The sequence below is a fragment of the Nonomuraea lactucae genome (assembly GCF_003313395.1).
Lineage (GTDB): Bacteria > Actinomycetota > Actinomycetes > Streptosporangiales > Streptosporangiaceae > Nonomuraea > Nonomuraea lactucae.
This window is the reverse complement of record NZ_QNFZ01000109.1, coordinates 19,406-39,818: the sequence shown is the minus strand read 5'-3', so window position 1 is coordinate 39,818 and position 20,413 is coordinate 19,406. Positions and strand designations below refer to the sequence as shown.

At 68.6% G+C, this 20,413-nt stretch carries 30 protein-coding genes and 1 pseudogene; 9 read left to right on the top strand and 22 right to left on the bottom strand.

Going from position 1 to position 20,413, the window contains the following annotated elements:
• Positions 1-578, bottom strand: a 578-nt coding sequence (locus DQW85_RS07905) for an RNA polymerase sigma factor (protein WP_275888183.1), incomplete at its 3' end; no start/stop codon positions are given.
• Between the two features lie 155 nt (positions 579-733).
• On the opposite strand from DQW85_RS07905, the gene pyrE reads away from it, so the two are divergent.
• Positions 734-1,267 carry an orotate phosphoribosyltransferase gene (pyrE, locus tag DQW85_RS07900; protein WP_113699722.1) on the top strand — a complete coding sequence of 178 codons (534 nt, stop codon included), beginning with the start codon at positions 734-736 and terminating at the stop codon, positions 1,265-1,267.
• Here pyrE and DQW85_RS07895 read toward each other — a convergent pair.
• Together DQW85_RS07895 and DQW85_RS07890 are read right to left on the bottom strand one after the other, a co-directional pair.
• Positions 1,248-1,640, bottom strand: coding sequence for a hypothetical protein (locus DQW85_RS07895; protein ID WP_113699721.1), 393 nt, complete (start codon positions 1,638-1,640; stop codon positions 1,248-1,250). The genes pyrE and DQW85_RS07895 overlap by 20 nt on opposite strands.
• 64 nt (positions 1,641-1,704) lie before the next feature.
• Positions 1,705-2,415, bottom strand: a complete 711-nt coding sequence (locus DQW85_RS07890; RefSeq protein ID WP_240197010.1) for a DedA family protein — start codon at positions 2,413-2,415, stop codon at positions 1,705-1,707.
• A 106-nt stretch (positions 2,416-2,521) separates the two neighbouring features.
• On the opposite strand from DQW85_RS07890, the gene fbaA reads away from it, so the two are divergent.
• The 3 genes from fbaA to DQW85_RS07875 all read left to right on the top strand — a co-directional run bounded on the left by fbaA (position 2,522) and on the right by DQW85_RS07875 (position 5,372).
• Positions 2,522-3,544 carry a class II fructose-bisphosphate aldolase gene (gene fbaA / locus DQW85_RS07885; RefSeq protein WP_113699719.1) on the top strand — a complete coding sequence of 341 codons (1,023 nt, stop codon included), beginning with the start codon at positions 2,522-2,524 and terminating at the stop codon, positions 3,542-3,544.
• A 34-nt stretch (positions 3,545-3,578) separates the two neighbouring features.
• The gene (locus tag DQW85_RS07880) at positions 3,579-3,989 is read left to right on the top strand and encodes a DUF3151 domain-containing protein (protein ID WP_113699718.1); all 411 of its coding nucleotides are present in this window, start codon (positions 3,579-3,581) and stop codon (positions 3,987-3,989) included.
• Positions 3,990-4,088: 99 nt separating this feature from the next.
• The gene (locus DQW85_RS07875) at positions 4,089-5,372 is read left to right on the top strand and encodes an adenylosuccinate synthase (RefSeq protein ID WP_113699717.1); all 1,284 of its coding nucleotides are present in this window, start codon (positions 4,089-4,091) and stop codon (positions 5,370-5,372) included.
• Between the two features lie 14 nt (positions 5,373-5,386).
• On the opposite strand, the gene DQW85_RS07870 is transcribed toward DQW85_RS07875, so the two are convergent.
• Positions 5,387-6,046, bottom strand: coding sequence for a GNAT family N-acetyltransferase (locus tag DQW85_RS07870; protein ID WP_113699716.1), 660 nt, complete (start codon positions 6,044-6,046; stop codon positions 5,387-5,389).
• A gap of 84 nt (positions 6,047-6,130) precedes the next feature.
• On the opposite strand from DQW85_RS07870, the gene DQW85_RS07865 reads away from it, so the two are divergent.
• Together DQW85_RS07865 and DQW85_RS07860 are read left to right on the top strand one after the other, a co-directional pair.
• Positions 6,131-6,559, top strand: coding sequence for a GNAT family N-acetyltransferase (locus DQW85_RS07865; protein WP_113699715.1), 429 nt, complete (start codon positions 6,131-6,133; stop codon positions 6,557-6,559).
• A gap of 121 nt (positions 6,560-6,680) precedes the next feature.
• Complete coding sequence (locus DQW85_RS07860) at positions 6,681-7,586, top strand: glycerophosphodiester phosphodiesterase family protein (RefSeq protein ID WP_113699714.1); 906 nt, start codon at positions 6,681-6,683, stop codon at positions 7,584-7,586.
• A 280-nt stretch (positions 7,587-7,866) separates the two neighbouring features.
• On the opposite strand, the gene DQW85_RS07850 is transcribed toward DQW85_RS07860, so the two are convergent.
• A complete protein-coding gene (locus DQW85_RS07850; protein WP_113699713.1) occupies positions 7,867-9,315 on the bottom strand; it encodes a cytochrome P450 in 1,449 nt (482 codons plus the stop codon).
• A 179-nt stretch (positions 9,316-9,494) separates the two neighbouring features.
• Positions 9,495-9,884 (bottom strand): hexameric tyrosine-coordinated heme protein, encoded by a 390-nt coding sequence (locus DQW85_RS45735; RefSeq protein WP_205314958.1) that lies wholly within the window; start codon positions 9,882-9,884, stop codon positions 9,495-9,497.
• A gap of 57 nt (positions 9,885-9,941) precedes the next feature.
• Between DQW85_RS45735 and DQW85_RS07840 the strand changes: the two genes are divergently transcribed.
• Genes DQW85_RS07840 through DQW85_RS07830 form a run of 3 tightly spaced genes read left to right on the top strand, consistent with a single transcriptional unit; the run spans position 9,942 to position 11,477 of the window.
• On the top strand, positions 9,942-10,637 hold the full coding sequence (locus DQW85_RS07840; RefSeq protein WP_240197009.1) for a helix-turn-helix transcriptional regulator: 696 nt from the start codon (positions 9,942-9,944) through the stop codon (positions 10,635-10,637).
• A 58-nt stretch (positions 10,638-10,695) separates the two neighbouring features.
• Positions 10,696-11,121: a hypothetical protein gene (locus tag DQW85_RS07835; RefSeq protein ID WP_113699711.1), complete on the top strand. Its 426-nt coding sequence runs from the start codon at positions 10,696-10,698 to the stop codon at positions 11,119-11,121.
• 26 nt (positions 11,122-11,147) lie between these two features.
• Positions 11,148-11,477 (top strand): cupin domain-containing protein, encoded by a 330-nt coding sequence (locus tag DQW85_RS07830; RefSeq protein WP_113699710.1) that lies wholly within the window; start codon positions 11,148-11,150, stop codon positions 11,475-11,477.
• Between the two features lie 66 nt (positions 11,478-11,543).
• Here the strand turns inward: DQW85_RS07830 and DQW85_RS44310 are convergent, their stop codons facing one another.
• From DQW85_RS44310 to DQW85_RS07775, 16 genes and pseudogenes are all read right to left on the bottom strand, one after another.
• Positions 11,544-11,744: a hypothetical protein gene (locus tag DQW85_RS44310; RefSeq protein ID WP_162794824.1), complete on the bottom strand. Its 201-nt coding sequence runs from the start codon at positions 11,742-11,744 to the stop codon at positions 11,544-11,546.
• A gap of 88 nt (positions 11,745-11,832) precedes the next feature.
• Positions 11,833-12,318 (bottom strand): annotated as a pseudogene (locus tag DQW85_RS48135) (terminase large subunit domain-containing protein); the annotation flags it as partial.
• Positions 12,319-12,620: 302 nt separating this feature from the next.
• Positions 12,621-13,070: a hypothetical protein gene (locus DQW85_RS07820; RefSeq protein WP_113699708.1), complete on the bottom strand. Its 450-nt coding sequence runs from the start codon at positions 13,068-13,070 to the stop codon at positions 12,621-12,623.
• A gap of 437 nt (positions 13,071-13,507) precedes the next feature.
• On the bottom strand, positions 13,508-14,044 hold the full coding sequence (locus DQW85_RS07815; protein ID WP_113699707.1) for a hypothetical protein: 537 nt from the start codon (positions 14,042-14,044) through the stop codon (positions 13,508-13,510).
• Positions 14,045-14,322: 278 nt separating this feature from the next.
• Positions 14,323-14,568: a hypothetical protein gene (locus DQW85_RS07810; RefSeq protein ID WP_113699706.1), complete on the bottom strand. Its 246-nt coding sequence runs from the start codon at positions 14,566-14,568 to the stop codon at positions 14,323-14,325.
• Between the two features lie 122 nt (positions 14,569-14,690).
• Positions 14,691-14,933: a hypothetical protein gene (locus DQW85_RS07805; RefSeq protein ID WP_113699705.1), complete on the bottom strand. Its 243-nt coding sequence runs from the start codon at positions 14,931-14,933 to the stop codon at positions 14,691-14,693.
• 167 nt (positions 14,934-15,100) lie between these two features.
• A complete protein-coding gene (locus DQW85_RS07800; RefSeq protein ID WP_113699704.1) occupies positions 15,101-15,559 on the bottom strand; it encodes a hypothetical protein in 459 nt (152 codons plus the stop codon).
• Complete coding sequence (locus tag DQW85_RS07795) at positions 15,498-15,758, bottom strand: hypothetical protein (protein WP_113699703.1); 261 nt, start codon at positions 15,756-15,758, stop codon at positions 15,498-15,500. The genes DQW85_RS07800 and DQW85_RS07795 overlap by 62 nt, the downstream gene beginning before the upstream one ends.
• A 318-nt stretch (positions 15,759-16,076) precedes the next feature.
• Positions 16,077-16,235: a hypothetical protein gene (locus tag DQW85_RS44305; protein ID WP_162794823.1), complete on the bottom strand. Its 159-nt coding sequence runs from the start codon at positions 16,233-16,235 to the stop codon at positions 16,077-16,079.
• 1,396 nt (positions 16,236-17,631) lie between these two features.
• Positions 17,632-17,784: a hypothetical protein gene (locus DQW85_RS44300; protein ID WP_162794822.1), complete on the bottom strand. Its 153-nt coding sequence runs from the start codon at positions 17,782-17,784 to the stop codon at positions 17,632-17,634.
• Positions 17,785-18,054: 270 nt separating this feature from the next.
• Complete coding sequence (locus DQW85_RS48130) at positions 18,055-18,159, bottom strand: DUF6011 domain-containing protein (RefSeq protein ID WP_420819151.1); 105 nt, start codon at positions 18,157-18,159, stop codon at positions 18,055-18,057.
• 38 nt (positions 18,160-18,197) lie between these two features.
• A complete protein-coding gene (locus DQW85_RS07790; protein ID WP_162794821.1) occupies positions 18,198-18,422 on the bottom strand; it encodes a helix-turn-helix domain-containing protein in 225 nt (74 codons plus the stop codon).
• Complete coding sequence (locus DQW85_RS44295) at positions 18,403-19,092, bottom strand: hypothetical protein (RefSeq protein ID WP_162794820.1); 690 nt, start codon at positions 19,090-19,092, stop codon at positions 18,403-18,405. The genes DQW85_RS07790 and DQW85_RS44295 overlap by 20 nt, the downstream gene beginning before the upstream one ends.
• Positions 19,093-19,206: 114 nt before the next feature.
• A complete protein-coding gene (locus DQW85_RS07785) occupies positions 19,207-19,503 on the bottom strand; it encodes a hypothetical protein (protein ID WP_162794819.1) in 297 nt (98 codons plus the stop codon).
• 51 nt (positions 19,504-19,554) lie between these two features.
• Positions 19,555-19,926, bottom strand: coding sequence for a DUF6221 family protein (locus DQW85_RS07780; protein WP_113699700.1), 372 nt, complete (start codon positions 19,924-19,926; stop codon positions 19,555-19,557).
• Between the two features lie 68 nt (positions 19,927-19,994).
• On the bottom strand, positions 19,995-20,213 hold the full coding sequence (locus tag DQW85_RS07775) for a hypothetical protein (RefSeq protein ID WP_113699699.1): 219 nt from the start codon (positions 20,211-20,213) through the stop codon (positions 19,995-19,997).
• Positions 20,214-20,413 lie beyond the last annotated feature (200 nt).

Sequence of the window (20,413 nt, the reverse complement as noted above, 5' to 3'; positions counted from 1 at the left end):
GGCAGGCACGGCTCCCGCCGCGGGGCGGACATGTGCGCCTGCAGGTACGCCTGGCACAGCCCGTCGCGGGACCGGCGGGCGAGCGCCGCCACGCCGCCGGGCGTCAGCCCGAGCAGCGGCGCCACGTCGGCGGGCCTGGACCTCTCGACGTCGATGTGCCAGAGCACCGCGCGCCAACGCTCCGGCAGCGACAGGAACGCCCTGGCGATCATCGACCGCTCGAGCCCCACCAGCGCCGGATCGACGAAGGGCGCTCCGGGGTCGAACCGCTCGATCTCGCCCGGGGCGACCTGGCCACTGCCGACCCGCGCCCGGTCATGGACCGTGCGCCGCACCACCGTGAGCAGGTAGGGGCGGAAGGCCGCCGCCGGCCCGCCGCCGCGCCCGGCCAGGGTGAGGATCCTGGTGAACGACTCGGCCACCACGTCCTCGACCTCCGCCTCACCCCGTACGAGCTGGCGGGCGAGCGCGCGGGCGGCGGCCACGTGGCGTTCGCGGAGCTCCACGTACGCGCCCGCGTCGCCGCCCGCGACCGCCTTGAGCAGATCGGCGTCGCTCTGCGGTGGTTCGACACCCATGGTCACCTCGTGATTACCGAAAGTTGCCGAGGCCATTCATTCCGCACCCGCGGCCATGGCTAAACCGTCGGATCGCCATTACCCGCGCGCGACGGCCCGCGGAGTGGACGCACGCGCCGATCCCCGCCCAGGTGGGGGCCCATAAGCTTGGGCGCATGACGGATCGCGACAACCTCCTGGCCGAGATCAAGAAGAAGGCCGTCGTGCACGGCAGGGTCGTGCTCTCCTCCGGGCGGGAGGCCGACTTCTACCTCGACCTGCGGCGCATCACGCTCGACGGCACGGCCGCTCCCCTGGTCGGCCGGGTGATGCTGGACCTGACCGCGGACCTGACGTTCGACGCGGTGGGCGGGCTGACGCTGGGCGCGGACCCGGTGGCCGCCGCCATGCTGCACGCCGCGGCCGCGCGGGGGCGCGAGCTCGACGCGTTCGTAGTGCGCAAGGCGCAGAAGGCGCACGGGCTGCAGCGCAGGATCGAGGGCCCGGACGTCGAGGGCCGCCGCGTGCTCGTGGTGGAGGACACGTCCACGACCGGCTCCTCCCCGCTGACCGCCGTCGAGGCGCTGCGCGAGGCGGGCGCCGAGGTGGTGGCGGTCGCCACGATCGTCGACCGGGGGGCGGCCGCGCGGATGGCGGGCGAGGGGCTCGACTATCGCAGCGCCTTCACGCTCACGGACCTCGGACTGTGAACGCCTCCCGCTCGCCCGGCTCGCCCGGCGCGCGCGGCCTGCCGTTCTCGCTGACGCGGACCGTGCCGGCGTCGGTGAGCACCACGTCCAGCTCGGGCTGGAAGTAGCTGACCTCCTCGCCCCTGCTCATGTCCCGATACTGGAGCACGTCGCCGCCCGGCACGCGGACCGTGACGAGCGGGCAGGTGTCGGCCACGCACTCGATGCGGACGGTCGGCACCCGGGCGCCGGCCGTCGGCTCCGCGCTGGCGCTACGGATCTCGGGCGGCTCCGGCGTGTCGAGGGTCGCGAACAGCGCGCGCCCGCCGATGACCAGCAGCGTCACCACCCCGGCGACCGCCAGCACGGCGAGCGCGAGGCGGGCGATGCCCATCGGATCTGACCTGTGGCGTCCCACACACCGGAGAGTACCGCGACCGCGGCCGAACGGCCTTCGGCTAGGGGCCGTCGCTGCCCGTGGGGATGCGGTGGTGCTTGCCGTTGGGAACGGCGACCGCCTTGACCGCCTTGCGACGCTTGATCACCTCGACGATGATGGGGATCAGCGAGATGAGCACGATGAGGAAGACGCCCGGCAGGATGTACCTGTCGATCTGCTTGGGATCGACCCTGTTGCCGAGGTAGTGGCCGAGCAGGAGCAGGCCCTCGGTCCAGACCACGCCGCCGATGACGTTCCAGACGAGGAAGCGCCTGCTGGACATCTCCAGCACCCCGGCGACGGGGTTCATGAAGGTGCGGACGATCGGCACGAACCTGGCCAGGACCACGGCCTTGGCCGGGCCGAACTTCTCGAAGAACTCCTCGGCCCGGTCGACGTGCTCGCGCTTGAACAGCCGCGAGTCGGGCTTGTCGAAGAGCCTGCGGCCGAACCTGGCGCCCAGGAAGTGGCCGAGCTGCGCTCCCGCGACGGCGCACAGCGGGGTGCCGATCAGCAGCACGGGGAAGGACAGCGGCTCGATGCCCATGCCGTACGCTACAGAGGCGGAACTGAAAATCCCCGCGGCCACAAGCAGCGAGTCGCCCGGCAGGAAGAAGCCGAGCAGCAAACCCGTCTCGGCGAAGATGATGGCCAGCACGCCGATCGTCGCGAACGCGCCGAGAACGGTGAGCCACCACGTCGGGTCGAGAAGGTTCAAGAGCCAGTCCACAGGGTGAGCCTACCCGTAGCAAAGGGGCACGACGGTCTCTACCACGCGGCGTAGCGGCCGGGGATACTGGGCTGCGCCGCAGCCTTACATCACAGGGAGATGAATCATGCCGATAGCAACTCCAGAGGTCTACGCCGAGATGCTCGACCGGGCCAAGTCCGGCGGATTCGCCTACCCGGCCATCAACGTGACGTCCTCCCAGACCCTCAACGCCGCGTTGCGCGGCTTCGCGGAGGCCGAGAGCGACGGCATCGTGCAGGTGTCCACCGGCGGGGCGGAGTTCCTTTCCGGCACCACGGTCAAGGACATGGTGATCGGCGCCACGGCGCTGGCGGAGTACGCCCGGATCGTGGCGGAGAAGTATCCGGTGACGGTGGCGCTGCACACCGACCACTGTCCCAAGGACAAGCTCGACGGATTCATGCGACCGCTCATCGACATCTCCCTCGAGCGCGTGTCCAAGGGCCTCGACCCGCTGTTCCAGTCGCACATGTGGGACGGCTCCGCCGTACCCCTGGAGGAGAACCTGCGGATCGCGCAGGAGCTGCTCGACAAGTGCGCCCGCGCCCGGATCGTCATGGAGGCGGAGATCGGCGTCGTCGGCGGCGAGGAGGACGGCGTCGTCGGCGAGATCAACGAGAAGCTCTACACGACCACCGACGACGCGCTCGCCACGGCCGAGGCCATCGGGCTCGGCGAGAAGGGCCGCTACATGCTGGCCGCGACGTTCGGCAACGTGCACGGCGTCTACAAGCCCGGCCACGTCAAGCTGCGGCCGAGCGTGCTGAAGGAGATCCAGGACGCGGTCGGCGCCAAGTACGGCAAGGACAAGGCGTTCGACCTGGTCTTCCACGGCGGCTCCGGCTCGTCGCTGGAGGAGATCCACGAGGCGATCTCCTACGGCGTGATCAAGATGAACATCGACACCGACACGCAGTACGCCTTCACCAGGCCGATCGCCGACCACATGTTCCGCAACTACGACGGCGTCCTGAAGGTCGACGGCGACGTCGGCAACAAGAAGGCCTACGACCCGCGCTCCTACGGCAAGACGGCCGAGGCCGGGATGGCCGCCCGCGTGCGCGAGGCGTGCGAACACCTCAAGAGCGCTGGGACGAAGATCTCCTAGCCACTCGCGGGGCCCGGCGGGTATGACTTGTCCTATGGATAACCTTCTCGCCGGGCCGCCCCCGACCTACCTGCCGGACCTGCCCGAGGCCAGGGAGGCGCTCGAAGCCGGTGCCAAGGCCTCCGACGTGGCCGCTCGCTTCCCCGCCTATCCGGCGGCGTGGGCGGCGCTCGCGGAGGAGTATTTCGCGCAGGGGCACGCGGTGACCTCCTACGCCTTCGCCCGCACCGGCTACCACCGCGGGCTCGACCAGCTGCGCCGCAGCGGGTGGAAGGGCCACGGGCCCATCCCGTGGGACCACGAGCCCAACCGCGGCTTCCTGCGGTGCCTGTACGCGCTCTCCCGGGCGGCCCAGTCCATCGGCGAGAAGGACGAGGCGGAGCGGTGCGTCCAGTTCCTCAAGGACAGCGACCAGGCGGCCTACGACGCGCTCACCGGCGATTAGCGCTTGGGACGAATAGGCATACTCGGGTAGTCTCTCCACGCAAGAGCCCCTGTCGCGCTTGCGCCAGGGGTTTCGTTTTGTGCTCGGGAGACAAGAACCATGCCGGCTGTCGTTCTCGTGGGCGCCCAGTGGGGCGATGAGGGCAAGGGCAAGGCCACCGACCTGCTCGGCGGCGATGTCGACTACGTCGTCCGCTACCAGGGCGGCAACAACGCGGGCCACACCGTGGTCATCGGCGACCAGAAATACGCGCTTCATCTGCTTCCCACGGGAATCCTGTCGCCGGATGTCGTGCCTGTGATCGGCAACGGCGTCGTCATCGACCCGCGCGTGCTGCTGGAAGAGATCGACGGGCTCGCCGCGCGGGGCATCTCCGCCGAGCGGCTGCTGATCTCCGCGAACGCGCACCTGATCATGCCCCACCACCGGGCGCTCGACAAGGTCACGGAGCGCTACCTCGGCAAGGCGAAGATCGGCACCACCGGCCGGGGCATCGGCCCCGCCTACGGCGACAAGATCTACCGGATGGGTGTGCGGGTGCAGGACCTGCTCGACCCCGGCATCCTGGCCAAGAAGATCGAGGCCGCGCTGACCGAGAAGAACCAGGTGCTGACCAAGGTCTACAACCGGCGCGGCATCGACCCCGCCGCCGTGGTCGAGGAGTACCTGGGCTACGCCGAGCGGCTGCGACCGCACATCGCCGACACCTCGCTGGTGTTGAGCAAGGCGCTGGACGAGGGCAAGTTCGTGCTGCTGGAGGGCGGCCAGGGCACGCTGCTGGACATCGACCACGGCACCTACCCGTTCGTCACCTCCTCCTCGCCCACCTCAGGCGGCGCCTGCGCCGGGTCCGGCATCCCGCCGACCCGCCTGTCGCGGGTGATCGGCATCGTCAAGGCGTACACGACCCGCGTCGGCTCGGGCCCGTTCCCGACCGAGCTCACCGACGAGGTGGGCGAGTGGCTGCGGCAGACGGGCGCCGAGTTCGGCACCACCACGGGGCGCAACCGCCGCACCGGCTGGTTCGACGCCGTCATCGCCCGATACGCCACGCGGATCAACGGGGTCACCGACTTCTTCCTCACCAAGCTGGACGTGCTGTCCGGCCTGGAGCGGATCCCGGTGTGCGTGGCGTACGAGGTGGACGGGGTGCGGCACGAGGAGATCCCGATGACGCAGACGGACTTCCACCACGCCAAGCCGGTCTACGAGGAGTTCCCGGGGTGGCAGGAGGACATCACGGGAGCCAAGACGTTCGAGGACCTGCCGCCGAACGCGCAGGGCTACGTCCGGGCGCTGGAGGAGATGAGCGGGGCGCCGATCTCCGCGATCGGCGTCGGCCCGGCGCGCGACGCCACCCTGGTGCTGCGTCCGCTGACCTGACCGGAGACGCCTGGTCAGCCAGTGCGGACGGCGGCGGTCATCGGCGTGTGGACGCCCCAGCCGAGCGTCTCGTAGAGGGAGCGCCCGGCCGGGGTGGCCACCAGCACACCCGTGCCCGCGCCGCCCTTGGCGGCGGAGGACGACAGGGCCTTCATCACGACGGTGCCGAGGCCGCGCCTGCGGTGGTGGGCGGCGGTCTCCACCTGGTCGACGACGGCCATGGCCCCGGTGATGGCCCCGGTGATGGCCATCTGGCCGCGGGCCGCCACCTCGCCGGCCTGCGTGAGGAGGCGGGCCACCGTGACGCCGGCGCGGGTGGTCACGGCCAGGGTGTAGCCGGTGGGCGCCGTCGCCGTGGACTCCTCCAGCGGGCCCGTCATCATGAACTCCGGCTCCTGTACGGCCCAGGACGGCGGCAGCCAGCGGGCGACGGCCTCCGCGGGGGCGCAGAGCTTCAACCATGTGCCCGGAACGTTCAGCACGGCCGTGAGGTGGCGGAGCGTCGCGGGGGTGGGCGCCGGGACGATGTGGCGGGTCAGGTGGCCGGGGAGGCCGACGTCGACTCGCAGGCCCCAGGGCTCGCGCACCGGGCCTGGAGCGTTGCGCGAGACCACCCAGCCGTCCACCCACGCCCGCACGGTCTCGGGCCGGACCGTTCTGACAGCCTGCGTCATGGCGATCAGAGTAGGGCAGGAAGATGACATCTATCCAGGCAAAAAGGGCGTGCGGCGGGCAAAGGTGCACCCTAGTCTCGATCCATGGACATCCGTCGCGTCACCGAGCTGGAGGTCGCCGAGGCGGCCGGTCACCTCTTCGACGCCGTGCCCCCGAGCGAGGCCGCCGGTAGGTTCCTGGCGGCCGGTGGGCACCACGTCCTCGTCGCCTACGTGGACGGCGTACCCGCCGGGATGGTGACCGGCGTGGAGATGACGCGTCCCGACGAGGGCGCCGAGATGTTCCTGTGCGAGCTGGGCGTGGACGAGCGCTTCCGCGGCCACGGGGTGGAAAGGGCACTGGCCTCCGCCCTCGCCCGGCTGGCCAGGCAGCGCGGCCTGCACGGCCTGCGCACGGCCATCGGGCAGAGAGACGAGCGGCCGCAGTCGCCGCCGTTCGAGGATTTCGACGATGAGGTCGATCGCACGCCGTCGTGGGACGAGGCCGTGTCGGGCTGGACACCCGACCGGTAGCTCCGCGGACGCATGATCGGCAGCTCCGTGGACGCATCGGCAGCTCTGGGGCGTACCGTCACAAAAAGGGCGCGGCGTGGCGACTGCCGGAGAGTGCCGGGCGCCAGGGTAAGGTCCGGGTGTGCGCGTTGAGATACACGGTCATCGGGGGGCGAGGGGCCTGTGGCCCGAGAACACGCTCCCAGGTCTGATCCGCACGATGGGGCTCGGGGTGCACGCGCTCGAGCTCGACGTCGCGCTCACCGCCGATCGGCGACTCGTGCTCACGCACGATCTCACGGTCTCGCCCGTGACGAGCGCCGACACGCGGCCGGTCCGGCCGGACGATCCGTGCTTCCCGTACGTCGGCAAGCCCATCAACTCCCTCACGCTGGCGCAACTGCGCACGCTCGACGTGGGCGTCCGGCTGCCCCGCCACCCCGACGACCCCTTCGCGCCGACCCAGGCGGCGATGCCGGAGACCAGGATGCCCACGCTGGGCGCGGTGCTGGGGCTGGTCAACGCCTGCGAGGCCGACGCCGTACGGCTGCACGTGGAGCTCAAGTCCGACCCGACCAGGCCCGAGCTGACGCCCGATCCGGAGCTGTTCACCGAGCAGGTCATGGACGAGCTCGAACGGCACGGCAGGCTGGACAACGCGGCGATCCTCAGCTTCGACTGGCGGATCATCGGCCACGCCGCGGAGCTGGCGCCCGGCACGCCGCGCTTCGCGCTGATCGAACTCGACACGCTGCACTGGCACGACGACCTGGGCGACGACCTCGCGGCGGCCGCCCGCGACGCCGGGGCCACCACGCTCTCACCCGAGCACATCATGGTGGACGAACGGCTGATGGCCCAGACGGCCGCCGCGGGCCTCGACGTGGCCGTGTGGACGGTCAACGACACCACGCTCGGAGCCCGGATGCTGGACCTGGGGGTGTCGGGCATCGTGACCGACTACCCCGACCGGATGCGAGAGCTGTGGCGCGAACGCGGCCTGCCCCTCCCCGACCCCGTCAAGCCACTCAAGCCCGCCACCGTCTAAGGCGAAGCCGGCGTGTTCTCGGCAACGACGTGGCCTTGCCGTGTTCTGGCTCCACTTTCGGCACCCGCAGGTGTCGTCACATCCCCTTCCACTGTGGCCGGGCGACCGGTACGACGGTGAGCAGATGATCCAGTCCTTTGAAGTCCTTTGAAGTCCTCGGGATCGCAGGTGTAGAGCGGAAGCCCGTTCGCGATGGCGACGCGTGCGATCATCAGGTCCGCCGTTCGAGGGCGAGGGTTGCGGCCTGCGGCGATCACGGCGGTCCACAGTTGGCGCTGTGTCAGACGGCGTTGCGGGGCCGCAGCCGGATGCGGAGGTTCTCCGGGAACACGGTGAAGGCCATCCGCTCGCGCACCGGGCCGGTTGTGGTGTCGGGCTCCAACGCGAAGTTTCGGCAGACCATGGAGGTGATGAGGGTCGCCTCGATCATGGCGAGGTTCCGCCCCGGGCAAAAGCGCGGCCCTCCCCCGAACGGCAGGAACGGCGGGGAGTCGGCGACCGCCGTGGTCGTGTTGTCCAGCCATCGCTGCGGTCTGAACGCCTGCGGATCGGGGAACCTGCGGGTGTCGCGGTCGGCGCCGTAGGTCACCAGCGCGATGATCGGCGTCCCGCGTGGGATCCGCACATCCTGCGTGCTGCCGCGGAGCACGACCTCCCGCAGGGGTTCCAGAAACATCAACGGGGCGACCGGACGCAGCCGCATCGCCTCGTTGACCACGGCTTCGGCGTAGCTCAGGCGGCCGACCGTCGCGGGATCGGTCGCGACCTCCTCCTCGCCGAGCACCTCCTCGGCCTCGGCCGCGACCCGCTCCTGCACCTGGGGATGCTCGGCGAGATAGTGCACCGCCCAGGCGGCGGTCGAGGAGGTGGTGTCCTCACCGGCGAGCAGCATCGTAAGGACGTTGCCGAGAAGCTCGCGTTGGGTGAACGCCTGCTCACCCTCTATCGGCGCCACCAACGCCTCCAAGAAGTTGCTCGGCGCGGCGCCGGTCGCCATCCGCCGCTTGGCCTGCTCGAACCGGTCGCGCACCAGGCCGCCGATTTCGCTGACCGTGGCATCCAGCCGCCGGTCGCGCGGCAGCCGCAGGACCCGCCAGTAAGGCACCGGGGCGTTCATACGGCGATTGATCTCCGGAAAGATCTGCGAGATCCGGCTGTGCAGCCCATCGCCGCGCTGCTCCACCGCGTTCAGGTCATACCCCATCGCCAGCCCGACGGTCACCTCCAGGGCGTACCGCATGAGGTCCTGCAGCGGGTCGACCGGCTCACCGGAGACCGCCGCGGCCGTCCACAGGCGTTTGAGCCGCTCGGTCACCCGGGTGATCGTGGTGAAGTATTCCCGGAGGTAGGCGGCGTTGAGGCTCTCGGTCGCCATGCGGCGCAGCCGCCGCCACTGCCGCCCCTCGGCGGCGAACACGCCGTGGGCCCCCATCTCCTCGATGATCTTGGCCATCCGGGTGTCCCGGCCGAAGCCGGCCGGCCGCTCACGCAGGATCGTGTTGATGACCTTCGTGTCGGCGGTCACGATCGTCCGCCCGGTGGGCAGATCGATGCGGAACGTCGGCCCGTACCGGTCGCACCAGGCGTGCAGCACCTGGTGTGGCACCCCGCCGCGGACGAACGCCGGCAGGTTGCCCAACAGCGGCACGCCCGAAGGCCCTGGAAGGTCGCGGATGGTCGACGCGCGCTTGGCCGGGGGGTCCGTCGGTGCCGGGTGGGAGCTGACCATTCTTGGGTACCGCCTGATCCTTCAGCCGAGGTCGTCTGTTGCACGCACAGGTGAACAGCTACGCGAGCTCGCGGCCGATCACGGCGTGGAGAGCGTCCACGTCAGAGGTCTCGAGGACAGCTGTCATGGCCAGCCGCTCCTCTCCTGTACGGGCCCCGAGGTTACGGTGATCGCGGTGCTCATCGCCAGGCCATCCAATGCCCACTTGTGCCCACGGCGATCAGGGCGGCGGGGTCCTCGGCGTAGTCGGGCCGCAGGCGCTGGCGTACGTCGGCGTCCGGCTGAGTGGCCTTCACTGTGGCCCTTGCGAGCTTGACGGCCAGGGCACGCCCTTCGTCGGGGGTGGCGGTGAGCAAGGTGTTTCCGGGAACCAGCTCCATGAAGTGCTCCTCAAGTAGTGCGCCGGCGGCGGTCAGGTTCTTGCCGAAGCGGGCGGCACCGCGCAGTCCCTCGTCGGCGCTCATCCGTCGCGGTTCCAGGAGAGCCATGGTCGTGGTGTCGATGTGCTCGACGACGAATCCGTGGGCTTCGAGCAGCGTGCCCCATTCGGCGACCGTCTGGCCGGGCATTGGAGCTCCTTCCATTGGCCCTATTTATACAAGTGCATTCTGTGTAAACTCAACACCATGAGGTACGTCGACGACGAGGGGGCGAGCGGCGCGCGACCCGCGGCACCGGTGACCGGACGCCGTCGGCACATCCTGACGATGCTCCGCGAAGCCGGGGCACCGCTGCGTGTGGCCGACATCGCCGAGCGGCTCGGGGTGCATGTCAACACGGTGCGGTTCCATCTCGACGCCCTGGCCGAGAGCGGCCAGGTGGAGCGGGTTGACGCCGCACCCGCCGGACCGGGCCGGCCACCGCTGGCCTACCGGGCGCGGCCCGGGATGGATCCCGGCGGGCCGCGCAGTTATCGCCAACTGGCCGAGATCCTGGCCGGCAACCTGGCCACCGGCCCCGAGCCTGTCACCAGAGCGATCGAGGCCGGACGGGCATGGGGCGGCTACCTGGTCGATCGACCGGCGCCAACTGAGGGGGTCACCCGGGAGGTGGCCGTGCGGCGGCTCGTCGGCCTGCTCGAAGATCTCGGGTTCGCACCGGAGGAGCAACCCGCGGCCGGCCCGGGACAGATCGGCCTGCGGCACTGCCCCTTCCTCGAACTGGTCCGTACCCAGGGCAAGACGATCTGCCCTCTGCACCTCGGGCTCATGCAGGGGGCGATGGCGGCGATCGGCGCCCCGGTGACGGTGGACCGGCTCAGCCCCTTCGCCCAGCCCGATCTGTGCGTCGCGCACCTCGCGACGGCGGACCACGCCCCATGACCGGCCACGCGGACCGTCCGGCCCGCAGCAGGAGAGGCAGGAAAGGAAGGACGCGCTCATGACCACGGCACCGGCTGTCGCCATCGGGGTGGTGTTCGTATGGCTCGGCATGGTGCTGGCCATCTCGTTCCTGGAAGCGCCGTTGAAGTTCCGCGCGCCCGGAGTGGACCTGCGCATCGGTCTCGGGATCGGCAGGCTGGTCTTTCGCGCTCTCAACGCCGCCGAAGCCGTCCTCGCCACCGCGCTCGTCGTCGCGATCAGCACCGCCGGCACGCCGCCCGCGGGCACGATCGCCGCCATCATCGCCGTCGCGGCCCTGGCCACGCAGGTCGGCATGGTCCGCCCGCGACTGGCTCGCCGATCCGACCGCGTCCTCGCCGGGGAGGACGCGCCGCGCTCACGGAGCCATCACGCCTACGTCGCCCTGGAGACCGCGAAGGCCGCGGCCCTGCTCTCCACCGGTGTACTGCTGCTCGCGACATGAGCCCACCGAGAACGAAGGGCGCCGTCATGCAATCGATCTCCCTGAACACCCTGGCGAGCGAGCACCTCACCGCGGCGCGATCAGCCGCGAGTGGACGCAGCGCACGCACCGTCCACGGCGGGCACCAGCATTCCCTGCGCCAGACGCTGCTCGCGCTCGCCGCCGGACGTGGGCTCGACGAACACGAGAGCCCCGGCGAGGCCACCCTGCTGGTGCTGCGCGGCCGCGTGCGCCTCGCGACCGGCCAAGACACCTGGGAGGGGACGGCCGGCGACTACGTCGTGATCCCGGCCGAGCGACACAGCCTGACCGCGATCGACGACTCCGCCGTACTGCTCAGCGTGGCGGTCCATTGACGCAACGGGCGTGATGACCCCGCTGGTCGCGAACGGGACAGCCACGAGTCAGGGCAAGAACGTCCGCTATCGGTCGAGGGCAACCATCAGGTAGCCGTTCGACCAGCCGTCGCGGTCCAGCGCAGCAATCGCCTCAGCCTCGGACTGCCTGGCCGCGCGCCACCACTCGCGCAGGAAGATGTCGCCCGCGGCCGGCGCGGGACGGCCTTGGTAGAGGCTCGCCCAGGTGCGGGAGCCGGAGCGGACCTTGATGGCCTCCCACTGCACCCGGGTACGGCCTCGCGCACCGGCTCACGGCCGAGCGGGTCCACCTCGCCCTTGTTCGGGTCGTGGTCCGCTTGGGCGGGGATGTTGACCACCCGCCACAGGTGGCCGTCCTCCGCGGCACGGAGCGCCCGATCAGGTCGTCTTCATGCCACCTCGTTGCAATCACCACAACGGGAGCTCCCGGGGCGAGCCCAATCGACCCGACCTCCAACCACCAGTCCCAAGCCCGCTCCCAGTACGTGGGAGAGTCCGCCTGCTCACGGTCCTTCACAGGGTCGTCGACGACCAGGAGATCAACTGGCCGCCCGGTGAGACCGCCGCCGATGCCGACCGCGTACATACCGCCCTCGTGGCCCGAAAGCTGCCATTCGTGCTGGGCGGACAGATCGTCACGCACCTGCAGGCCGAGCAGCGCCTGATGGGCGGTGATGTCGTCGCGGACGGCGCGACCCCAGCGCCGGGCCACACCGTGCTCGTAGGAGCACATCGCGATCCTGGTGTCGGGCTTCTGTGTGAGCATCCACAGCGGGAACCGGCGGGACGCACGCTGGGACTTCCCCTCCTGGGGCGGCATGCTCAGCAGCAGCCGACCATCAGGAGCGTCGGCGAGTCGCACGAGTTCGGCGTCAATGAGGTCGAGCGCCGGGGTTTGCCGAGTCCGCGGATCCAACTCGAGAGCCAGTTCGCCCGGTGTATTCCACCGGCGGCGAGGCGGCTCGAACATGCGGGCGGCGGCCTCCCAAGCGGTCAGCGTCATGGCCACCTCTCAAACAACGTGACCACAGCCGAATTGCGCCGACCAGCACACCCCTTGATCGTTCTTGTGGATGGCCACCGGTTGGATGCCAGCCGGCCCCCGCCTCATATCACCGAGCGTTACGAGACCGCCCGGAGGTGGCGCGGCACCACCTCAGGTACCCGCGCCCTCTGCTCAGCAGTCAACGACAGATCATCGAGGATCCGCTGGATCACACCCACAATCAGCGCGCCCTGCTGCTCCGCCAGGCGCACCTGCCGCTCAGCGATACCGGCAGCGAGCGCGTCCTTAGCCACCTTCGCCAGATGAGCCCGCTCCCGGTGATAGAGCTCCAGCCACACGTTCGGCTTCGCCGCCTTGGTGACGTCCACGCCCGTGAATTCGCCGGCGCCCTTGTCGACTTCTTCGACGACGCCCCACACCAGGTCGTCCTCGTCGATCTCGCGGACCTTCTCCTGCAGCCAGGCCACATGCCCGGCCGTCCGGTGAACCTCTTCCAGCAGTGCTGCTGCCGGGTCGACCTCGCGCGGCAGGCCATACGTCGCCACCGCGCGCCGCGCCTGCTCCATGCGAGCCGCAACCGCGTGACTCTCAGCAGCTCCGCCGTGCAGTTTGCAAGCCCCTACGCCCACGTGTGACGTGCCCCAGCCGAGCGGCCGATGGCAGTAGGTGCCTGACCTGTCCCGCTTCCTGCCGTGGCAGTAGGGGCCGTCACAGCATCGGCTGTCACGAGGCGGCTCGCTTGAGGCAGTTGTCATGATGCGCCTCCTTCGGGTTGATCAGGCGCGGCAGCGTGGCACTCTGCTGTAGTCCTCGCCGGGGATGGGCTCCACCTTGCTGGCAGGGAGCCAATCTTCGTGAGTGTCGAGGCCCCGGCCGGGGACTACCTCGATCCAGGAGACACGCTGTTGCCACCCGTCCTCGGTGCGGCGCCATTCGAGCAGTAGCCGGCATCCGCAGGGCGGTGATCCTGCTAGTTGTCGGCTTCCACTTCGACCTGCTCGCCTCATAGCGGTCTCGAATGAGCGTTCGAGCGGTGGGGGTGCTCCCCGTGTGGCAGACGCCCCAATCGTCCGACTTCGCGACCATCTGACCAGCGGATAACGCGCTCCCAAGCCTCATTCTCTAAGCCCCTTGCTACGCCTTGCGCCAGGGCTCTCGCAATTTGAGGGGTTGCGATCAGAGCCACGCCGCCAACCACAACGCCAACCACACTCAGGATGTTTTCCACAGCAGAGCCAAGGTCAGCCAGGCCACTTATCCCGGCCGCAACGCCGATGAGTGCCCCCACCAGACCCACGCCGACGGCAACCTTCCGGAATGTGAGCGAGTGGATTGGGTCGAACTGCTTGGCCCTGCCGCCGAACTGCCTGATGCGTTCGGGGCCGATGATGTCTAAAACAACCGTCATACCGGCGAAGAAGGAGACGACTTTGCCGATGCGGCCCATCGCGAGGATGGAAAAGCCGTAGAGAGTGTGCTGGTTGACCTGGACGTTGTCCATCCATAGGCCCCATGCCCCGAACAGGTCGAGATCCGCCATCTCCTGAGCGTAGAAGCACAGGCTGCAGGCGACTAGCAGAACGGCTAGACCGGGCGGCATCCAAAGCGGCAGGCGTGCGGACTACAAGACAGCCGCCCGGAGTTGTGATGCAGCCCGGCCTACGAACCCCAGTCCAGGCCAGACCTCACGATCAGGGGTCGGTGGCGGCCCGGCCCTCGAGTCGGGCCGCCACCAGCTCGACGCGACAACCACAGGGGAGGGAGCCGCGGAGCAAGCGCACCCCAGTCAGGTGCGCATCTTGGAATGTCTAGGGCTGTCTAGGCCGCCGGCTTGAGAGATGCCCGCAACCGGTCCCGCTCCTCGGGAGTGGCCGGCACCTTCTCGCCGCGGCGCAGTTGGCGGGCGATGGTGGCCAGGTCGGGCCAGTCATACCAGGCTGTCTTGCCGAGCTTGAGCAGCTTGCGGGCATGGTGCCGGGACGCCCACACGCGGACGGTGGGCTCGGGGATGCCGAGACGCCCCGCAGCGTCGGCGATCGTGATCCGCTCCGGCACGCTGGTCACCCCCAGACATGCGAAAAGCCCTCGACCATCCGGTCTGAGGGCATTTGCTCCCACGATCACTTCGATTTATAACAGGTCACCAGCGAAAACGCGAGTACGGCGCGCCGGAGCCGTTCACGCGTCTACTCCTGCTTGTGGACCGTGACGGCTTGAACCGCTGACAGCAGGATCGTGTGCACCGGGGATTCGTGTTTTGTCACAGCGGAACCATGCGCGTACTCGTCGAGGACGACGCTCTTGCGGGCGCGGTCCAATTCGACGACTGCACCCTTTAGCGACTGGCCGCCGACTAGGTGAATTGTCACACGCTGCTGGCTGCCTTCCAGCGGAGACAGTACGTCCATCCACACCTCCATGGCTTGCATCTAGTCCTCCTCGTGGAGCTGCAACCAGTCGGCCACGGTCATCTCATACGCATCCTCGGGAACGTGGATCGGCAGGACGTACGGCACTACGTCAACGCCTCCGTCACGTGGGAAGCGGCGGACTGGAAGAGGAGGGGAGGCATGCATGTCCCCTCCATCATCCCATGTCAGGAGCGGCGTGTGACGAGATCGTGCGCCCCGGCGGGCTGTAGCGTGTGCCGCCGGTAGGTCTTGACCGGCTCCGTGCGCGCCCGGGTCAGATCTGCGTACTGCTCCAGGTCGTAGGTGTTGCCGCAGGCCCGGCACTTCGCCCCCGCGGGCTGGCCGTCGTCGTCGAGCTCGTACAACTCGGCGAACCCACAGTCGCAGTACACGCCAGCGCAGTGGCGTGCGGGCTGCCGGTTGTCGGCGAGGAGACGGCGGCAGCGGTGCGCGAGGTACAGCAGTTCCAGGCCGGCGTCGGCTCCGGAGAGTTCTTCCAGGGTGTCGCCGCGGGCCATCATCTCGGCCGGCAGGGCGAGGAGGGCGTCGAGGATCGTCCACGCCTGGGTGAGGATCGCACCATCACGACGGTGGCGGCTGGTCTGGGTGTCCAGCGGGGGTGAGGCGGGCCACGTCGCGGACACGCTCCTCCCACGAGACGAGCGTGGCCAGGATCAGCCGCAGCAGCTCGTCCACAGCGAGCGAGATCGGGACAGGCGCGCTCTTGGAGATGGATACCACCGGGCCGCCGGCAACCGCGAAGCTCTTGTCCAGCCGCTGATGGACGCGGACGAACAGCACCGGAAGGTCGTGGAGCGCCTCCTCCACCGCGTTGCGGTTCATGTCGCAGAACGCCCGGCGGCGTCAGCGCCGGGAGTCGGACGGTCTTGCCGTTGTCGGCGACGAGGCGTGGATCGGAGCATCGATCCGCGCGTGCGCATTCCCGCTGGCCGCCGTCGCGCCAGTGGCCATCATCGGCGTTCGGGTCGCTGTGAACGTAGTACGGCATTTCGGCCTCCCCCGAGGTCGTACGCTGTTCGGGAGCGGCTGTAGGGGGCCGTGGGGTTACTGGTGTCGAGGGGCGGTCTCCTGCTGGCAGGCGGGAGGCCGCTCTTTGCTGTGATCAGCCTACTATCACCTTTTGCGCAGGTGGCTTCCTTCTCAGCGTGCCACCTTGGTGTAGCCGCCGAGCACTTCATGCGCGGCCAAGCCGAACTGGTCGACCCCGGTAGCGTCGATGATCCAGTTCCTGCCGTAGAGGATCACATAGTCGCCCCGCGTGCTCGCGCCGAACACCACCCTTCCAGGCGCCCTGGTCAACCGGCATGGGGAAAACGTGGATCTTTGCGTAGTCCAGCCCAAGTTGGCACCGGGCGAACGTGTTGTCACTCAGGCTTCTGTTGTTGATCACGGCGGGGTCGTAGGTGACGTAGTCGCAGATCTTCCCGTAGGTCTGCTCGATCTTCGCCATGACTTCGCGTGCGTCCCAGTACACGCCTAGGTCGACCGGCGGAGGGCTCAGTGTGGGTGTCGGCGCAGCCTCGCTCTGGGGTTCCGACTCGGCGGCAGCCACAGCAGCAGGTTCAGGCTCTTGTGCGGCCACTCGCGTGGCCGTCACCACCGCGGCGCCCGCTGCAAGCACCACAGCCAGGCCGACCGCGAGCATCCAGCGAGCCCGGCGACGTGGTGTAGGCGCGGGTTCCGCAGCGGGCTCCTGGATCCACCAGTCCCAGTACGGCGGGGCTGCCGGCCAATCCTCCTCTGGCCCGCTCCAGGCGACGCCCGGTGTCCAGCCCTCGGGAGGTTCAGGCCATCCAGGTGGAGGGTTGAAGCGCCAGTTGGGACCGGGCTGGGGCGGGATGTGCATGCCGGTTCACCGTCGTTTCACGGCGGAGCGTTACAAGCTGCCTTTACGTGCCCGGCCTGAAGGCCTGAGGCGCCGGAGTCGTTTACTGGAGCTCCTTCGCCCGGTCGGTCATGACCTCTCCTCGTCGGCGGTCGATAGGTGCCCTCTGGCCTTCTGCCACACCCACGTGCAGCCCAAGACCACCAGCAGTCCCAGGGTCAGGCCCACGGCTATGGTCCGTTGCCCTAGCCACCAGAAGAAGCCGACGACAGCCGCGCCGGAGGCGACGTTAGCCACGAGAGCTATCCCGTCGGGGATAGATCTCCTGGACCTTTCGGCTGTGACGGGCGTGGTGGGCAGGGGTTCCCATTGGAGCCCGCAGTCGGGGCAACGCCAAGGCTCGGTGTGGGTCGCCTCGGGACGGACGCATTGGTGCGCGTTCAAGTCGGCGCTCAAGGCGTGAACGTCCTCTCCCTGGTGATCTTCTCCCGTCCGCTGTCGCGGCGGGCACTTACTCGCTGATCTCGCTGACCAGTGTCGACCAGAACAGTGTCAGTTCGGGCCCGCTGTAGGCGCGGTGATGGATGCGAGCGTGGTCGCGATAGACGGCCACCTCAGTCACGGGCTGTCCCTCCGGCGCGGTCCGTCCAGTCGTCGTCGCTAGGCCGCCAGTCCGGAAACGAGATGCGCGCGGCGTGCTGTTGGAGGGCTTTGGTCCACCGCTCCTGGTCGTGCGGGTGGTGCATTGATCCACTTTGGCATCCCAAATGCATGACAGCGGATATGGGCTCCATGTCCTCAATCTCCCCGGTTTGACCTTTATGGGCCTCCGGCGACCAGTCATACCACTTCGTGGCTTACAGACGCCGCTCAGGGTATCTGCCCTTCGGTGGCTCCTAGCGCGAGGTCGCTGATGATCGAGTCACGGGCCACGAGGTGGCGCTGGTTGGCCTCGATGTGGGCCTTGGCGCGGCGGCGGCTGAAGATCCTGCCGATGTACTTACCTCGACTGTTCTCCAACACGTGACATGTGATCTATACGAGTTCGCGTGTCACTTCGACGACCTGCGCATTCGTCTTTTGCGAGCCAGTCGGGCTGATCACAGCACCCACGCTCAGCGCGTAGATCCTGCAGGCGTAGGCCGGAAGTGCAGGACCTAGCAGTGCAAGATGGTCCTGAAGGGTCACGTCCACGGACGTGGTGTATGAATCGATCTTCGCGTGATCCTGTTTCTGCAGGTTAAGCGGTAAGTGTCTGTGGGAGTGGGTGCTGGGCTGGTGTGTCGCCGGAGATCACCCGGATGCGGGCTTTGGCGAGGATGTCCAGGCCCATGGGCCCAACCCCAACGCGCGGGAGGCGGGGGTCTTGAGCGTGTGCTTGCACGCCTCGCACCGCACCACGTGGTCGCAGGTGGACTCGGCACCCGGGTCCAGAGTCACGGCTCTGTCCGGCCAGCGATGAAGTCAGCCAGGTCGTCAGCTCGAACGCGGCTCATCGGCTTGCGGCCGCCCCGGCGGCCCACATCAATCACGCGCAAATCTCCGTCCGCCACGACACGGTAGGCGTGAGATCTGGAAACCCCCAACACCTTGGCCGCTTCAGGGATGGTGTAGAGCTGAAGCTGATCCGGTGGTGGCTTCTTACGCCTGTCGCTCGCCACGGCTCTGCTCCTCGGGTACGGGTGGCGTCTTTCGCCTCCAGATCTGGGCTCGGACGGCCTCATTCCAGACCTCGATCTGGACGGTCGGGTTTCCGTACCAGCCCCCTCCAGGACTACTCACGCTGAGGCCGGGAATCTCTGCCGCGGCGGCCAGGTCGCGAATGGTGTCTCCCGTGAGGTCGTACGGGTGGTTGACGATGACTGCCGGTGTGCCGTTCAGGGTCCATCCGCTCATGTGGTCGATGTGGAATTCGTCATGGAGCCCGCCTGAATCGCAGCCGCGGCATCGCCCCGCCTCAAGCCACTTCAGGCACAGAGGGGCCGTCGAGCGGGCCAGTTTGAGCCCAAGGGGCTTGGCCCACGCCACCATTTGCGCCCGGGAACGTAGGTCGATGTTCGGGCCGTACGGCCAGTTGTTGCCGGTGATGCCGACGAGCTTGGCGTCCGCAGCCGAGTAGGTGGCCTCGGGAAGCCACCACCATCTCGACCACTTGGTGCCGGGGCTAAGTTCCCCAGAGTCGGCGCCGAGGCGTTCCTTCACTTGCCTTAGAGCATTGGCGGCGTGTCCTGCTTTGGCGCCCTCTTCGAGCAGGTGCTTCTCCTGAGCCATGCCGTCCCTGCCGGCCAGGCACCCGCGTAGCCACTGCTCTGCTGCGTCGAGCTTGTCCACGTTTGCGCTCCTCGGCGGTCATCGGCGGTTCCTTTTGCGCCGGCGGCGGTTGTACTCGTGCCCATCAATGCGCAGCGGCTTGGGGAAGCCTCGCGGGTTGCAGGTGGCGCAGCGTCAGTAGTGCCTCCTGTCGCGCCGGTGGGCGTGCTTGTGGAAGGCGTTCTGCAGGCCGGTCATGACGGGCGTGAACGCCTTGCCGAAGCCTTGCATGGCTTCCTCGGCGGCGAGCCGTAGCACGTTGGCGAACGCGGAGAAGGCGGCCACAGCCGGTTGTGGGGAAGAAGGCGAGATGAGCTGCACAAGCGGCGTCGGGTCGGCCTGGTCTGGCGCCCACCGCATCGCGTCGTCGGACACCGCGTAGTCGTCCAGGCAGGCGTCGATAGCGGCCAGAACGCCGTCAGAGTCAGCCACGCTCGCCATCATCTCCCCTCTGCGTGGCCGGGTCGTCCAAGTCGAGCAGGGTCACGGCCGCCACTCCTCCTGGTAAGCCGGATGATCGGAGTACGGCAGGGCCATCAGGCGCAAGATCCCGAAGCCTTCCGCCTTGTCCGCGTTGCGCTCATCCTGAGGTAGGTCCTCTGCCTCGGCGATGAACCCTTCCAACTCGTCGAGGATCCGCTTCTTGGCTTCGACTTCGCGGAGCGTGCGGGCTGGGTCGTGGCGGGCCACGTGAGCACCCGTGGATGGGTGGAACCCGCTGATCTCGTACTGGTCGAAGTCCACAGTCTCACCAGTCGTGGTCCACGTGCCGCAGTCGCCTCCATCGCCAGCGGTGGAAGCCACACGCTCGTCCTCGTCGAGCCGTTCACGCAGGAAAGTGATCAGCTCATCCACGGGTCTCATTCTTCCGGGTGTCGTCGAGAACGGCGAACAGGGCGCCGGCGTAGCGGTAGCGGAGGTCGTCAATCAGTGCCGAGCACCTCCAGAACCTCCACACACTCGCCGGGGACGATGAACGACGTGTCGACGGTGAGTTCGGTCCACCAGGAGTCCCCGCCAGGCCCCCACTTGATCATCTCCAGTTCCTCGCCAGGGGTGAAGTGGCGGTCACCGTAAGGAGTGGACGCCCGGTGATGCTTGGTGATGCGGACGCGGGCGCGAGTGAACGGCAGGTCAGTCACGGTTCGGCTCCTCCCGCCGCATGTGCTCACGGAGAGTCGTCTCGATCGCCTCAGCGGGGGTCACTGGCGTCTCCTTCGAGCTCGTCGGCGAGCGCATGCAGCACGGCCACGATGCTGTCTCCCCGTGACGAGCTTCGGGTGTCGGGCCTTGAACGCTCGCCAGTTGGGGCACCGGGACAGGCCCGTCATCCTTGACGATC